The sequence below is a fragment of the Micromonospora sp. NPDC050200 genome (assembly GCF_040656135.1).
In the GTDB taxonomy this organism is placed as follows: domain Bacteria; phylum Actinomycetota; class Actinomycetes; order Mycobacteriales; family Micromonosporaceae; genus Micromonospora.
This window is the reverse complement of record NZ_JBFALG010000003.1, coordinates 73881-88357: the sequence shown is the minus strand read 5'-3', so window position 1 is coordinate 88357 and position 14477 is coordinate 73881. Positions and strand designations below refer to the sequence as shown.

General features: G+C 73.2%; 11 protein-coding genes. 8 read left to right on the top strand and 3 right to left on the bottom strand.

The window, feature by feature from the left end:
• Nucleotides 1–261 precede the first annotated feature (261 nt).
• The 6 genes from AB0I41_RS03445 to AB0I41_RS03420 all read left to right on the top strand — a co-directional run bounded on the left by AB0I41_RS03445 (nucleotide 262) and on the right by AB0I41_RS03420 (nucleotide 6542).
• Nucleotides 262–1872, top strand: coding sequence for a protein kinase family protein (locus AB0I41_RS03445; protein WP_357101353.1), 1611 nt, complete (start codon nucleotides 262–264; stop codon nucleotides 1870–1872).
• A 43-nt stretch (nucleotides 1873–1915) separates the two neighbouring features.
• On the top strand, nucleotides 1916–2680 hold the full coding sequence (gene sigM, locus AB0I41_RS03440) for an RNA polymerase sigma factor SigM (protein WP_357101351.1): 765 nt from the start codon (nucleotides 1916–1918) through the stop codon (nucleotides 2678–2680).
• Nucleotides 2677–3675, top strand: a complete 999-nt coding sequence (locus AB0I41_RS03435; protein ID WP_357101350.1) for a hypothetical protein — start codon at nucleotides 2677–2679, stop codon at nucleotides 3673–3675. Before sigM ends, AB0I41_RS03435 begins: the two co-directional genes overlap by 4 nt.
• A gap of 192 nt (nucleotides 3676–3867) precedes the next feature.
• On the top strand, nucleotides 3868–4821 hold the full coding sequence (trxB, locus tag AB0I41_RS03430) for a thioredoxin-disulfide reductase (protein ID WP_357101348.1): 954 nt from the start codon (nucleotides 3868–3870) through the stop codon (nucleotides 4819–4821).
• Nucleotides 4822–4856: 35 nt separating this feature from the next.
• Nucleotides 4857–5180: a thioredoxin gene (gene trxA / locus AB0I41_RS03425; protein ID WP_088959679.1), complete on the top strand. Its 324-nt coding sequence runs from the start codon at nucleotides 4857–4859 to the stop codon at nucleotides 5178–5180.
• 204 nt (nucleotides 5181–5384) lie between these two features.
• Nucleotides 5385–6542, top strand: coding sequence for an N-acetylmuramoyl-L-alanine amidase (locus tag AB0I41_RS03420; protein WP_357101345.1), 1158 nt, complete (start codon nucleotides 5385–5387; stop codon nucleotides 6540–6542).
• A 102-nt stretch (nucleotides 6543–6644) separates the two neighbouring features.
• On the opposite strand, the gene AB0I41_RS03415 is transcribed toward AB0I41_RS03420, so the two are convergent.
• Nucleotides 6645–7310, bottom strand: coding sequence for a GNAT family N-acetyltransferase (locus AB0I41_RS03415; RefSeq protein WP_357101343.1), 666 nt, complete (start codon nucleotides 7308–7310; stop codon nucleotides 6645–6647).
• Nucleotides 7311–7606: 296 nt separating this feature from the next.
• Between AB0I41_RS03415 and AB0I41_RS03410 the strand changes: the two genes are divergently transcribed.
• Nucleotides 7607–8917, top strand: a complete 1311-nt coding sequence (locus AB0I41_RS03410; protein ID WP_357101342.1) for a PLP-dependent aminotransferase family protein — start codon at nucleotides 7607–7609, stop codon at nucleotides 8915–8917.
• A gap of 37 nt (nucleotides 8918–8954) precedes the next feature.
• A complete protein-coding gene (locus tag AB0I41_RS03405; protein ID WP_357101340.1) occupies nucleotides 8955–9923 on the top strand; it encodes a D-alanine--D-alanine ligase in 969 nt (322 codons plus the stop codon).
• A 445-nt stretch (nucleotides 9924–10368) separates the two neighbouring features.
• Here the strand turns inward: AB0I41_RS03405 and AB0I41_RS03400 are convergent, their stop codons facing one another.
• Together AB0I41_RS03400 and AB0I41_RS03395 are read right to left on the bottom strand one after the other, a co-directional pair.
• Nucleotides 10369–11250: a hypothetical protein gene (locus tag AB0I41_RS03400; RefSeq protein ID WP_357101338.1), complete on the bottom strand. Its 882-nt coding sequence runs from the start codon at nucleotides 11248–11250 to the stop codon at nucleotides 10369–10371.
• Nucleotides 11251–13434: 2184 nt separating this feature from the next.
• Nucleotides 13435–14457 (bottom strand): ParB/RepB/Spo0J family partition protein, encoded by a 1023-nt coding sequence (locus AB0I41_RS03395; protein WP_357101336.1) that lies wholly within the window; start codon nucleotides 14455–14457, stop codon nucleotides 13435–13437.
• Between the last annotated feature and the right edge of the window lie 20 nt (nucleotides 14458–14477).

The window sequence follows — 14477 nt, the reverse complement described above, 5'->3', positions numbered from 1 at the left end:
CCGCCACACCAGGGCCGGCCCCTGCTGCGACTACTTGCGGTCAACCTCTAGATTGGTTGGTACATGTGCCAGCAACGTGGCCGACAACGGTCGTAACCGGGCGAGGTCGTCCACTTCCGGCACGTCGCCGGGTACGGCGGGAAGATGACATGTCGGTATGACGGGCAGTCCGGGTAAGGTCGCTCTCGACGGACAAGGCAGGTGGCCGACGTACGCGTCGACGCGCCGGCCGGTTCCTTCGACGGCAGAGCGGGAAGCCACATGCCCAGCAGCACGGGTCCATCGATCGACACGATCACCGAGGGAGGACTGGTGACCCAGGTCGGCGAGGGTCAGGAGGCGGAGGAGAGCGCTCCGCCCGTCATGACCTTCGGTGCTCCCACGGCCGGTGAGATCCTCGCCGAGCGGTACGAGTTGGTCGAGCACATCAACAACGACAGCGCCGGGCGGCTGGTCTGGCGGGGGGTCGACGTCGTGCTGCGCCGACCGGTCGCGGTCGTGCTGCGCTACCCGGGCGGCGACTCGGCCACCGAGATGCTCCAGGCCGCGGTGGCCGCGAGCCGGGTCATCCACCCCAACCTGGTCGGCGTCTACGACGCGATCGACGAGGACCAGCGGGCGTACGTCGTCCGCGAGTGGGTCGACGGCAACTCCCTGCGCGAAATGGTCGCCGACGGGCCGCTGGACCCGGCCCGGGCCACGGCCATCGGCAACGCCGTCGCCAGCGCCCTGGCCGCCGTGCACGCCACCGGGATGGTGCACGGCAACGTGCACCCCGGCACCGTGATGATCAGCGACGACAGCCGGGTGGTGCTGGCCGACGCGCGCACCGACGGCGCGGACAGCCAGGAGAACGACATCCGGGCGGTCGGCGGCATCCTCTACTTCGCCCTCACCGGGCACTGGCCGCACGCCGAAGCCCCGTTGCGCGGCGCGACCGCCGGGCACGGCCGGGCCGCCATCCCGGACGCGGTCCGGGACGCCAGCGGCGCGATCGCCGCGCCCCGGCAGGTCCGGGCCGGGGTTCCGGCGTACCTCGACGACCTGACCATGGACCTGCTCGACGCCGAGATCGCCCCGCCCTCGTCGGACGTGCTCGCCGCCGAGCTGGCCCGGCTCGACGTCCCCGCCGAGGACCACTTCCTCGACCAGACCGGCACGATCCGCTTCACCTCCGACCCGGGCGACGACCCGTCCCCGCTGGCCGCCGCGGGTGGGCGGAGGGTCGCCGTGGGCATCGCAGGCCTGCTGGCGGTCGCCCTGGTCGGGCTGCTGATCGGGATCAGCGCGCTGGGCGGCGATGACAAGTCGCCCGACACCGAGCCGGTCGCCCGGCCGACGAACAGCGTTCCCTCCACCGACGCCGCCCCGCCCGGCCCCGCCGTGCACAAGCTCAACATCGAGGACGTCCGGATCATCGACCCGGACAGTCGGGATCGCCAAGAGGTGCGCGACGCCGAGAAGGTGATCGACGGCGACGAGGACGACGGCTGGGAGACCCAGACCTACCGGAACAACGGCAAGTTCGGCGGCCTCAAAAAGGGCATGGGCATCTGGATCGACCTGGGCGCGCCACACACGGTCAAGTCGGTGCAGGCGGTCCTCTCGTCGACCGGGGCCTCCGCCCAGTTGCTCGCCGGTGACGCCGACTTCCCGCCCAGTTCCGCTGGCGACAAGCAGCTGACGGCGGCCTACACGACCCGGATCGGGCAGCCGTTCGAGGAGCACGACGGCACCAAGATGACTTTCAACGGCTTCGACGCCGACAAGACGTACCGCTACCTGCTCTTCTGGATCACCGAGCTGCCGGAGAAGGACGGTGGAGGCGGCTGGAAGCTCGGCGTCCAGGAAATCACGGTCCAGGGGTCGTGAACCGTCCGCCGCGCGCCCGGCACCGCACCCGACGGACGTGGTGATGGCCGGTCGCGGCGGGCGTACGCCCGATCCGGCGACCGGCGACGCGGTGCCGGCCGTACCGCCGCGCCCGGTCCCGCCCGCCGAAGCGGCCGACATCGAACTGCTCCGCGCCCACGCCGCCGGTGACCGGGACGCCTTCACCGAACTCTTCCACCGGCACCGTGACCGCCTCTGGGCGGTGGCCCTGCGTACGCTCGGCGACCGCGAGGAGGCCGCCGACGCCCTCCAGGACGCGCTGCTCTCCGCCCACCGGGCCGCCGCGCGGTTCCGCGGCGACTCGGCCGTGACCACCTGGCTGCACCGGATCGTGGTGAACGCCTGCCTGGACCGGATCCGACGTCGCCAGGCGCACCCGACCGTCCCGCTGCCCGACGGCACCCGCAGCGACGAGGGCGGCTCCGGCGGGGTCGAGCCGGCCGCCCCGGCCCCCGACCACGACACCGCGCTGGTCGTCCGGCAGGCCCTGGCCACGTTGCCGGTCGAGCAGCGGGCCGCGCTCGTCCTGGTGGACGTGCAGGGCTACCCGGTCGCCGAGGTGGCCCGGATCCTCGGCGTCGCCGAGGGGACGGTGAAGAGCCGCTGCGCCCGCGGCCGGGCCCGGCTGGCCGTCCAGCTGGGACACCTGCGGACCGGCTCCACCGACGCCGCCCCGACCGCCGGCCGGGGCGTGCCCGGCGTCACCCTCGGGAACCCACGGGCGCCGGAGGGCGTCGGATCGGGGTCGGGGCACTCCCGACGGGACGCCCACCAGGAGGACGCGTGACAACCGGGGAGTTCAGCGGGGTCGACCACGACCTGCTCGCCGACTACGTCGGCGGGGCGCTGGACGGCACCCCGGAGGAGGTGTCCGTCGCGCGGCTGATCGAGGAGGATCCGGCCTGGGCCGAGGCGTACGCCGCCCTGGCGCCCGCCGTCGCCCGGGTCCGCGCCGAGCTCGCCGGCTGGGCCGAGCCGGCCCCGCCGATGCCGCTCGCGGTCGTCGACCGGCTCACCGCCGCGCTGGCCGGCGCCGGGCCCGCCCCGACCGACGCCCCAGATCCCGACGCGCACACCGCCCCGGCGGGTCCCGTCGCGCCGTCCGGTGGGCAGGGCGCCCGGCAGCCGGTGCCGACGCAGCCCGGGCCGGGTGCGGGGCGTACCGCCGGGGCCCGGCGGGGCGACGCGACCGGGCCCGGCCGACGGCGCCGGCGCTGGGCGCGGCTCGCCGCTCCGGTGGCGCTCGCCGCGGCCTCACTCGCGGCCGTCGGGCTCGGCGTCGACCACCTGCTCGACCGGTCGGGGGTCGGCGGCGCGGCGGACACCACGGTCGCCGAGAGCCGGGGCGGCGCCCCCGCGGCGGCGCTGTTCCGGGTCACCGGCACGGCGCAGCACAGCGGCACCGACTGGACGCCGCAGGCGCTGGCCGGTGACGCCGCCACGACCGTGCTGCCCCGGGTGGCCAGCGCCGACCCGGGGCTCGCACCCGGCGGCGCATCGATCGACAATGTCCCCGAGGAGGGCCGACGACCGTCCCCCGGTGGGCTCGACCGGCTCGCCGCCCCGGGCGCGCTGGACGCCTGTCTCGCCGAGGTCAGCGCCGAGCACGGACGGGGGCGGATCACGGTGGAGCTGCTCGACTACGCCACCTTCCAGGGGGAGCCGGCGCTGGTGCTCCGCTTCGTCGACCCGTCCGGGCAGCGCTGGGCCTGGGCGAGCGGCGCGGAGTGTGGCGTGCCGGGATCCGGCGCGGACACGCGCTACCAGGCGCGGGTAGGGTGAGGCCACGATCACGGTCGTCCGTCGCCGCGTGACGTGACCCACCGGATGACCGGTTCGGGAATCCCCGGTTCGTACGATGACGTTCTGCAAGTCAGTCGCCGGCGTCGCTGAGCCGTCGGCACTCGGATCGGCGTCGTCCCGGCGGCAGGTCAGCCGGGAACGGATGTCGAACACACACATCGGGAGACGGCAGTGGACGAGGTCCGCAACCTGATCATCATCGGCTCCGGGCCGGCCGGTTACACCGCGGCGGTCTACGCCGCGCGCGCCAACCTCAAGCCGCTCGTCATCGAGGGTGTGCAGTCCGGTGGCGCCCTGATGACGACCACCGAGGTGGAGAACTTCCCCGGCTTCGCGGACGGCATCCTCGGCCCCGAGCTGATGGACAACATGCGCAAGCAGGCCGAGCGGTTCGGCGCGGAGTTCCTCACCGACGACGTCACCCGGGTCGAGCTGCAGGACACCGGCATGATCGGCTCGGACGCGGTCAGCACCGTGTGGGTCGGTGAGACCGCCTACCGGGCCAGGGCCGTCATCCTCTCCACCGGCTCGGCCTGGCGTCCCCTGGGCGTGCCCGGTGAGCAGGAGTACCTGGGCCACGGCGTGTCGTCCTGCGCCACCTGCGACGGTTTCTTCTTCCGCGGCCAGCACATCGTCGTCGTCGGCGGTGGCGACTCCGCGATGGAGGAGGCGAGCTTCCTCACCCGGTTCGCCGACTCGGTCACCATCATCCACCGGCGCGACTCGTTCCGGGCCAGCAAGATCATGGCCGACCGCGCGCTCAGCAACGACAAGATCAAGGTCGAGTGGAACACCACCGTCGAGGAGATCCTCGGCGACGACGGCAAGGTCAGCGGGGTGCGGGTCCGTGACGTGCACTCCGGCGAGATCAAGGTGCTCGACGTGACCGGCGTCTTCGTGGCGATTGGCCACGACCCGCGCAGCGAGCTCTTCCGGGGGCAGGTGGAGCTGGACGACGAGGGGTACGTGACGGTCCAGGCGCCGAGCACCCGGACCAGCGTGCCGGGTGTCTTCGCCGCCGGCGACGTGGTGGACCACACCTACCGGCAGGCCATCACGGCGGCCGGCACGGGCTGCGCCGCCGCCCTCGACGCCGAGCGTTTCATCGCCACGCTGCAGGGCTGAACAACAGAGAACGAACGTCCCGGAGGAGGGTCATAGTGGGAGCAACAAAGGTCGTCACCGACGCGAACTTCGCCACTGACGTGCTGAAGTCCGACAAGCCGGTGCTGGTGGACTTCTGGGCCGAGTGGTGCGGGCCGTGCCGCAAGGTCTCCCCGCTGCTGGAGGAGATCGCGGGCGAGATGGGCGACCAGGTCACCATCGTCAAGCTCAACATCGACGAGAACCCGGAGACCGCCCGCGCCTACCGGGTGATGTCCGTGCCGACCCTCACCATCTTCAAGAACGGTGAGCCGGTGCAGTCGATCGCCGGCGCCAAGCCCAAGGGCGAACTGGTCCGGCTGATCGAGTCGGCGCTCTGACGCTCGTACCACCGGAACCCCCGTACCCTCCCCGGGTGCGGGGGGTTCCGTCGTCCCGGGCCGTGAGCTGGGTGAACCCGGGGTGGCCCGGCACCGGCCACGGTACGCTCCGTAAGCATCCGCTAGGCGGAGAGCATCCCGTCGGAGTCCGGTCGCGCGACCGTGGCGCCCGGCCAGCCAGCATCCGTGCAGAGGGGGTCGTGCGTGCGTCCGATCCGACCCGGTGACCGTGGGCCCGCGGTGACGGAGATCCGCACGGTCCTGACCGGCCTCGACCTGCTCCCGTGTGCCACCGGCGACGAGTTCGACACCGCCACCGAGCGCGCCGTCCGCGCCTTCCAGCAGTCCCGGGGGCTCAGCGTCGACGGGCGGGTGGGCGCGGAGACCTGGCGGGCCCTGGACGCCGCCCGCTGGCGGCTCGGCGCCCGCACCCTCTACCACGCGGTGCCCGAACCTCTCTGCGGCGAGGACGTCCGGTCGCTCCAGGAGCGACTGCTGGAGATGGGGTACGACGTGGGCCGCGCCGACGCCATCTACGGCATCCGCACCTCCCGCGCGGTGGCCCAGTTCCAGCGCGAGGTGGGGCTGAAGCCGGACGGCTCCTGCGGCCCGCACACCATGGGCGCGCTGCGCCGCCTCGGTCGCAAGGTGGTCGGCGGCCGGCCGCAGTGGCTGCGCGAGTCCGACGCGATCCGGCAGTCCGGGCCGGCCCTGGTGGGGCGGACGGTGGTGATCGACCCCGGCCACGGCGGCACCGACCCGGGCGTGGTGGTGCCGGACGGTCCGCTGCGCTGGACCGAGGCGGAGCTGGTGCACGACCTGGCCAGCCGGCTGGAGGGGCGGCTGGCCGCCGCCGGCGTACGGGTGCAGCTCACCCGCGGCCCGGCACCGGCGACCTGCCTGCCGGACGTGGACCGGGCGCAGCTGGCCAACTCCCTCGGCGCGGACGTGTTCATCTCGCTGCACACCGACGGCCACGCCAACCCCGAGGCCGACGGGGTGGCCACCTACCACTACGGCACCGACAACGGCGTCACCTCGGCGACCGGGGAGCGGCTCGCCGGGCTGGTGCAGCGGGAGATCGTGGCACGTACCGGGCTGCGGGACTGCCGTACCCACGCCAAGGCGTGGGATCTGCTGCGGCTGACCCGGATGCCGGCGGTCCGCATCGAGGTCGGCTACCTCACCTCCCCCCGCGACCGGGCCCGGCTGGTGGACCCCCGGTTCCGGGACCGGGTCGTCGAGGCGATCGTGGCCGCCGTGCAGCGGATGTTCTTTCCGATCGAGCGGGACGTGCCGACCGGCTCGATCGACGTCAGCGAACTGCGTGCGGTGGTGGCCGCCGGCGCGGTGGTGGACTGAGACGCCCTCCCGGGCACGCCCCAGCCGCCTGCGTCCGCTCCGCCGGTGCGCCTCAGCCCCGGCCCGGCGTGCGCCTCAGCCCCAGCCGGCGTGCGCTCCGCCTCAGCCGGTGGTGGCGCGGGTGGCCGGGGCGGGGCGTACCGGGCGGAGCAGGGTCTCCGGGCTCATCGAACCGAGCAACTTCTCCAGCGCGTACTCGACGTCGGACTTCCAGCTCAGCGCGGTGCGCAGCTCCAGGCGCAGCCGGGGGTAGCGGGGGTGCGGCCGGACGGTCTTGAAGCCCACCGAGAGGAAGAAGTCGGCGGGGGCGACGCAGGCCCGGGTCGCGTCGTCACCGTCGCCGAACTTCGCGTCGCCGAACGCCTCGATCGCCTTGATGCCCCGCTTGGTGAGGTCCCGGGCGACGCCCTGGACGAGCATCCGGCCCAGCCCGCCACCGGCGAAGGAGGGCACCACGTTGGCGGTCATCAGCAGCGCCGCGTCGGCGGAGACCGGCGAGGTGGGGAAGGCCATCGAGCGGGGGACGTACGCCGGCGGGGCGTACATGACGAAGCCCGCGGGCATGCCGTCGACGTAGACCAGCTTGCCGCAGGAACCCCATTCGAGCAGGGTCTGGGAGACCCAGGCCTCCTTCTCCAGACCGGGGTCGCCGGCCGCGCAGGCTCGGTCGGCGGAGACCGGGTCGAGCTCCCAGTAGACGCACTGCCGGCACGGTCGGGGCAGGTCTTCCAGAGTGTCGAGGGTCAGACTGACCAGACGTCGCGACATTGGCGCATCCCCACAATAGGCTCGGAGGTGAAACCAGCGCGGAACGACGCCGCCGCCTTCCTGCCCCCCGACGAGCGATCGTACGCCGTCCGCCGACGGTACGGGAGGGGATGCGCGAACCGCCACCCGAGCCGGGTACGCCGGGTCCGGGATGTGGAACCACCCCAGGTCAGCGGCTCCGGCGCGCCGGCCGCGGACTAGGATCGACCAACCGGCGTCCCGCGTCGCCATGGTCGTCGGCTCCGCGGGTACCACACGGGGCGGGAGCCCGACCGACACCCGATCGAGGTGATGTCATGACCGGCACGACGCTCGACGACTACACCGACCGGTACGCCCGGCGCGTCCGCGGCATGACCGCCTCGGAGATCCGGGCACTCTTCGCGGTGGCCAGCCGCCCGGAGGTCGTCTCGCTCGCCGGTGGGGCCCCCTACATCGCCGCGCTGCCGCTCGACGCGGTCGGCGAGATGCTGGGCAAGCTCGGCTCCGAGCACGGCGCCACCACCCTCCAGTACGGCATCGGCCAGGGCACCCTGGAACTGCGCGAGCGGATCTGCGAGGTGATGGCGCTCTCCGGCATCGACGCGTCCTGCGGCGCCTCCCCGGAGGACGTGGTGGTGACCGTCGGCGGCCAGCAGGCGCTCGACCTGGTGGCCCGGCTCTTCCTCGACCCGGGGGACGTGGTGCTCGCCGAGGGCCCGACGTACGTCGGCGCGCTCGGGGTGTTCCAGGCCGCCCAGGCCCAGGTGGCGCACGTGCCGGTGGACGACGAGGGGCTGGTCCCCGAGGCGTTGGAGGTGGCCATCGCCGACCTGGCCCGCGCCGGGCGGCGGGTGAAGTTCCTCTACACCATCCCCACCTACCAGAACCCGACCGGCGTGACGCTGAGCGAGGAGCGCCGCGAGCGGGTGCTGGACATCTGCGAGCGCGCCGGCCTGCTCGTGGTGGAGGACGACCCGTACGGTCAGCTCGGTTTCGAGGGGGAGGCGCCCGCGCCGCTGCGGGCCCGCCGCCGCGACGGGGTCTTCTACCTGAGCACCTTCTCCAAGACCTTCGCTCCGGGCCTGCGGGTCGGCTGGATCCTGGCCCCGCACGCGGTCCGCGACAAGCTGGTGATCGCCAGCGAGGCGCAGATCCTCTGCCCCAGCGGCTACGCGCAGGCCGCCGTGGCGACGTACCTGTCGACGATGCCGTGGCGGGAGCAGCTGAAGGTCTACCGGGAGGTCTACCGGGAGCGGCGGGACGCGATGCTCACCGCGCTGGAGGACCTGATGCCAGCCGGCACCACCTGGACCACCCCGGCCGGTGGCCTGTTCGTCTGGGCGAACCTGCCGGACGGGCTGGACGCCAAGGCGATGATGCCCCGCGCCATCGCCGCCCGGGTCGCCTACGTGCCGGGCACCGGCTTCTACGCGGACGGCTCCGGCACCGGCAACATGCGGCTCAACTTCTCCTTCCCGTCGCCGGAGCGGATCCGCGAGGGCGTCCGCCGGCTGGCCGGCGTGATGGAGCAGGACATCGCCATGCGCCGGGTCTTCGGCGCGGTGACCCCGGCCGGGCGCCGGCGGCAGGGCGGCGCGGATGCGCCGGGACCCGACTTGGCATGATTCCGGCATGGTCGTGACCTCTGCCGGGGCATCCCCCGTGACCGATCCCGCCGTCATCTCCGACCTGCACGTGCTGGTGCTCGCCGGTGGACTCTCCTACGAGCGGGACGTCTCGCTGCGTTCCGGCCGCCGGGTGCTCGACGCGCTGCGCGCCGTCGGGGTGGAGGCGGAGCTGCGGGACGCCGACGTGGCGCTGCTGCCCGCACTGGCCGCCGACCCGCCGGACGCGGTGGTGATCGCGCTGCACGGGGCGACCGGCGAGGACGGCTCGCTGCGCGGCGTGCTCGACCTCTGCGGCGTGCCGTACGTCGGCTGCGATGCCCGCTCCTCCCGGCTCGCCTGGGACAAGCCGTCGGCGAAGGCGGTGCTGCGGGAGAACGGCATTCCCACCCCCGACTGGGTGGCGCTGCCGCACGACCGCTTCTCCGAGCTGGGCGCGGTGGCGGTGCTCGACCGGATTGTGGACCGGCTGGGGCTGCCGCTGATGGTGAAGCCGGCCCAGGGCGGTTCCGGCCTGGGCGCCGCCGTGGTCCGGGACGCCGCGGCACTCCCCGCCGCGATGGTCGGCTGCTTCGCGTACGACTCGACGGCGTTGGTCGAACGGTACGTGCCCGGCATGGACGTGGCGGTCTCCGTGGTCGACCTCGGTGCCGGCCCGCGCGCCCTGCCGCCAGTGGAGATCGTGCCGCGCAACGGCGTGTACGACTACGCGGCCCGCTACACCGCCGGGCGTACCACCTGGCACGCCCCGGCCCGGCTCGACAGCGCCGTCGCCGACACGGTCACCGAGGTGGCACTGGCGGCGCACAGCGCCCTGGGCCTGCGCGACCTGTCCCGGGTCGACCTGATCGTCGACGCCGACGGCCGACCGCACGTGCTGGAGGTGAACGTCTCGCCGGGCATGACCGAGACGTCGCTGCTGCCGCTGGCGATCCAGGCGGCCGGGCTGGACTTCGGGCGGGTGCTGGGGTCGCTGGTCAGCCGCGCCGCCGCCAGGCGCGGCTGACCGCTTCCTGCGGTCGCCAACGCCCGCGCCTGGCCTGCCTGGCCCCCCTCAGCATCCTGCGCGGCGCGCCCCGGCCGCTGAGGGGGCGCTGACCCTTCCCGGGGATCGGGTCGACCAGCAAGCGACACGTCCGGTGATCGTGCGCCTCGGCTGGCCGGAGCGCGCTCGACGACCCGGCCGGCGGGTGCCGTGACCGTGCCCAACGACCGGCCGACGCGTCGGGGTGGCCGGCAGCATGCCGCAGCGGGACGTCCCGGCCCGCACCGCCCGGCCCGTCGGGCAGGCCCCGTGGCGAGCTTCAGACCGCCCGGGGCCCGCCTTACCTCGCGGGCCCGGTTCCCCGGCGGGACTCCACGGCACCCGGGCCGTCGGCGTCGTTCCTGCCCGCCCGGGGCGTCGGCGTCGTTCCTCGGCAGCGCCCGGCCGTCCCGTCGTTCCTGCTGGCCTACCTGGCGGGCTCGGTCCCTCGGTGGGACTCCGCGGCGGCCGGGCCGTCCGCGTCATTCCTGTTCTGGAAGTCGTCGCTGTCCTCGGTGTCGTTCGCCGTGGCATCGTGGCTCGCCCTGGCGTTCCTCGCGCCGCCGCCGATACCAGCATCGCCGGTTCCGTCGCGATCTTCGGCGTTGGCGCCGTCGCTCGCGTCGTCCGCCGGCACGGGGATCTCCTCGTCCGACTCGATCACCGACACCGGCTCCTCCTCCGCGATTTCCTCCTCGCGGGAGGCCTGCGCGGACAGGCTGGACGGTGCCTGCCACTGGATGCGCGGCGGCTCGGCCAGCGGGCGGCCACCGAACTCGGCGAGCCAGGCCGCCACCATGGCCAGGTTCTCGCGCCACTGCGACTCGGAGATGGGCGGGAGGATCGAGTCCCACAGCGACAGGAAGGTGCCCCGCAGCTGGAGCCGCCCGTACGGCCGGGCCAGGAACCACATGTGCAGGTGCGCCGACCCGTCGCCCCACCGGTTGACGTGTACCCGACCAACCCCGTCCAGCGACCGGATAGCGCGTTCCAGCCGTACCGTCATGACCCCCAGCTCGGCGGCGAGCAGGTTGGGAAGGTCTCCGAGGTCGAGATGGGAGCGGGACTCCAGGATCAGCACCATCGGCAGGCCGGTGGGGCGGTCCATGGCGCGTACCCGCCATCGCTCACCCACCCAGATGTAGGCGTCGTCGGGGGCGTTGCAGGCGGTGCATTCCCGGTGCCCTTCGCCCTTGCGGGGCGGCTCGACCGGGACCGGCTCATCGAGGTGCTTGACGCGGAGGTCGCCCTCGAAGGGGAAGGAGGGCCACTGGGTGAAATCCGGGACTGCGGGAGGGGTGTCGTGCACGAGGCTGACCCTAACCGAGTCTGAGACCGGTGTCCCCACCCGAACGTCGGCGATCGTGAGGACCTCTCGCGGGTCGCGGGAACCCCGACCGTTGGCGCTCGGAATCCACTCGGAGAGCAGTTGTCCACAGGCTGGTGAGATCACCACCACGGCACGTCATCCACAGGCTGGCACGCCGTCTGACAGCGTGTTTCACGTGAAACGGGGGGTGCCTGTGGAAAACCGCTGTGGATAACCCTGGCCGCAATCCACAAGTTCAACCACAGGCCTGGCGGGCCCGTTTCTCCCAACGATCGAAGCGCCGGTCGGCTGCTGGCAGGAACCCTGTTTCTCGGTACGGCCCGCGGTGGACGCGGCCCCACCGAAGCCGGCTTCAGCGGCGCCCGACACCCTCATGCCCGATCCCTCCGCAAGTGACCCGCGCCTCTGCTGGCCCGGCTGAGCCGTCCCCGATCCCGTCGTTACCTACGCCATCGCGCAATGTCAGATCGACGGCGGAGTGATCCATGAGTGTCGCGCGAGGGCGCCCTGCTTGTTTCACGTGGAACGCCGCGAGCGGAAGGACTGCGGCGGTACGGACCGGATCCGTGGGCATCGGACGTCAGGCCAGGCGTCAGGTGCCGGGTATCGGCGGCGGCACCGGCCGGCGCATGCGGGGTTTTCCGCGGCGGCACCGGCCGGCGTACGCCAGGGACCCGCCGCGGCATCGGTCGGCGGGCGCGACGTCGGCGTCGGGCTCGAGCCGCTCGGGTGTCGGGCCGTCCGGTGCGGGTTGTGAACGTCGGATGCGCCGTGACGTCGGGTGCCGATCTGTGGAGGCATCGCGCGGTGGGGGCGTCGCGCGAGCCATTCAGTGACGCAGTGACGGCAGCAGCGGTCACCGCTCGGGCCCCGAGAATGCGGGGATCGCTGGGACGATGCCAGGGTTGTCAGCGCCGGCGCCGGTGGCTACGACAGGATTCGCTGGGACCGTTGGGACCACTAGGACCGGGCCGGTGGCGTTGCCGGTGAGATCAGGGTGCCAGCCATCGTGCGATCTCCAACGCGCCGGAACGGGTCCAGCAAAAATCAGCGCGAGTGCGCCGGCGCCGAGTCGGCGCCGGCCGTGGGGCGCCGGCGTGGGGCGCCGGCCGTGGGGCGCCGGCCGTGGGGCGGAGCAGGCGGGGCCGAGCCGACCCCGGCGAAAGCCTCGGCACCAGGCATCCCCGCTACTGCATTCCCACGTCCGCGTTTCACGTGAAACGCGGACGCTCGGCGGCGGTGGCCGGGTGAGAACCGCAAGTCGCTGACGCAAGGCCCCTTATTCCCAGGAGGTGACCGGCAAGGCACCCTCAATCGCCGTGGAGCGGAGAAGACGTCCGGCGGCCACCCGTAGACGCCTGGACGCTTCTATCCGCTCACACGCCCGCGTAGCGCCCCCGCGCGACCCGCTGTCCGCCACGCCGCCGATCTCAGATCGGCCCCCTCGGCGGGTGAAGCCCGATCACAGCGGAAGCCAAAGGACGAGAAGTAGCGACACTCGAGTCTCTGCCCGCCCAGCTCCCCCCGTGGCAGACCGGCCGGACACCGGGGCTCGCAGCCAAGATGCTCGACCAAGAATTTCAAAGGGGGCGTCGTACGCGGACCTGGTCCAGGCCTCGAGCCCAGCGCGGCCACGTCCCGACAGCCCGGAGCACCCCATCGCCAACGCCGCCCAGTCAGCAACGAAGCCCCCGGATCGCACCGGCGTCCGGGGAGGGCCGCCGACAATTCTCAGATTCAGCCGCACCGCCCGAGCTCCCGGCATCACACCATCACCAGGCCACGACCGGCTGCCCCCACTCACACGACCGCACCGCACACCTTGAGCCGCAGATCCCGGCCACCGTTTCACGTGAAACGGGGAACCCACTCCTCGGCCTCACCGACCACGGCACCTCGCCGCCTGCGCTTGGCGCAGGCGGCGAGACTCACGCCGGCGACGGGACGATCACGGTGCCCGGGCCGACCGGAGCACTGGCGGCTGCTGCCCGCCCGACAGGCCAGGCAACCCGGCCGGCATCCGCTGGCGTCCGACACCGGCCACTCAGGCCACTCGGCCTCACCTCGGAACCGCCGCCCACGCGAGGCATCGAGATCGGGAGGGAACGAACCGGCCGCGTGCCCCGAGGGGCGACGCGGCCGGGCGACGGAACGAGCGAGCGGTCAGCTCTCGGGCTCCTGCTCATCCACGCCGATGATGCCCACGATCCGCTCCAGGTCGTCCACCGTGGCGAACTCGATCGTGATCTTGCCCTTGCTCCGGCCGATGTCGACCTTCACCCGGGTGTCGAAGCGGTCGGAGAGCCGGTCGGCCAGATCGGTGAGCGCCGGGGCCTCCGGCTTGGTACGCCGCTTCGCCGCCGGGGTCTTCGCCGGCCCGTCGCTGAGTGCGAGCGCCACGATCTCCTCGGTCGCGCGTACGGACAGGCCCTCGGCGACGATCCGGAGGGCGAGCTGTTCCTGCGCCTCTGCCTCGTCGAGGCTCAGCAGTGCCCGGGCGTGCCCCGCCGAGAGCACGCCGGCGGCGACCCGGCGTTGCACCTGCGCCGGGAGGTTCAGCAGGCGAATGGTGTTGGAGATCTGCGGCCGGCTCCGGCCGATCCGCCGGGCCAGCTCCTCGTGGGTGGCGCCGAACTCCTCCAGCAACTGCTGGTAGGCCGCAGCCTCTTCCAGCGGGTTGAGGTTCGCCCGGTGGATGTTCTCCAGGAGGGCGTCCCGGAGCATCGCGTCGTCCTTGGTGTCCCGGACGATCGCCGGGATGCTCTCCCGGCCCACCGCCTGGGCGGCCCGCCACCGACGCTCGCCCATGACGAGTTCGTACTTCTCGGCGTCGAGCTGGCGGACGACGATCGGCTGGAGGAAGCCCACCTCCTGGATAGAGGTCTTCAGCTCCTCCAGCGCGTCCTCGTCGAAGACGTGGCGGGGCTGCTTGGGGTTCGGCACGATCGCGTCGACCGGGATCTCGGCGAAGCGGGCACCTGGCACCGGGCTCAGCTGGGGCTCGGACTTGGCCGGCAGCGTGGCCACCGGCGCGGTCACCGTCTCGACGGGAGCCTCAACCGCCGTACGCCCGGTGTCAGGCGCGGCGGGCGCGGCGATGGTGGTGCTCGGCACCTCCGGCGCCGGCCCGGTCGGGATCAGTGCCCCGAGCCCTTTACCCAGACCGCCACGGGGACGGTTCTTCATGCGACGCCTCCCAGCGACTC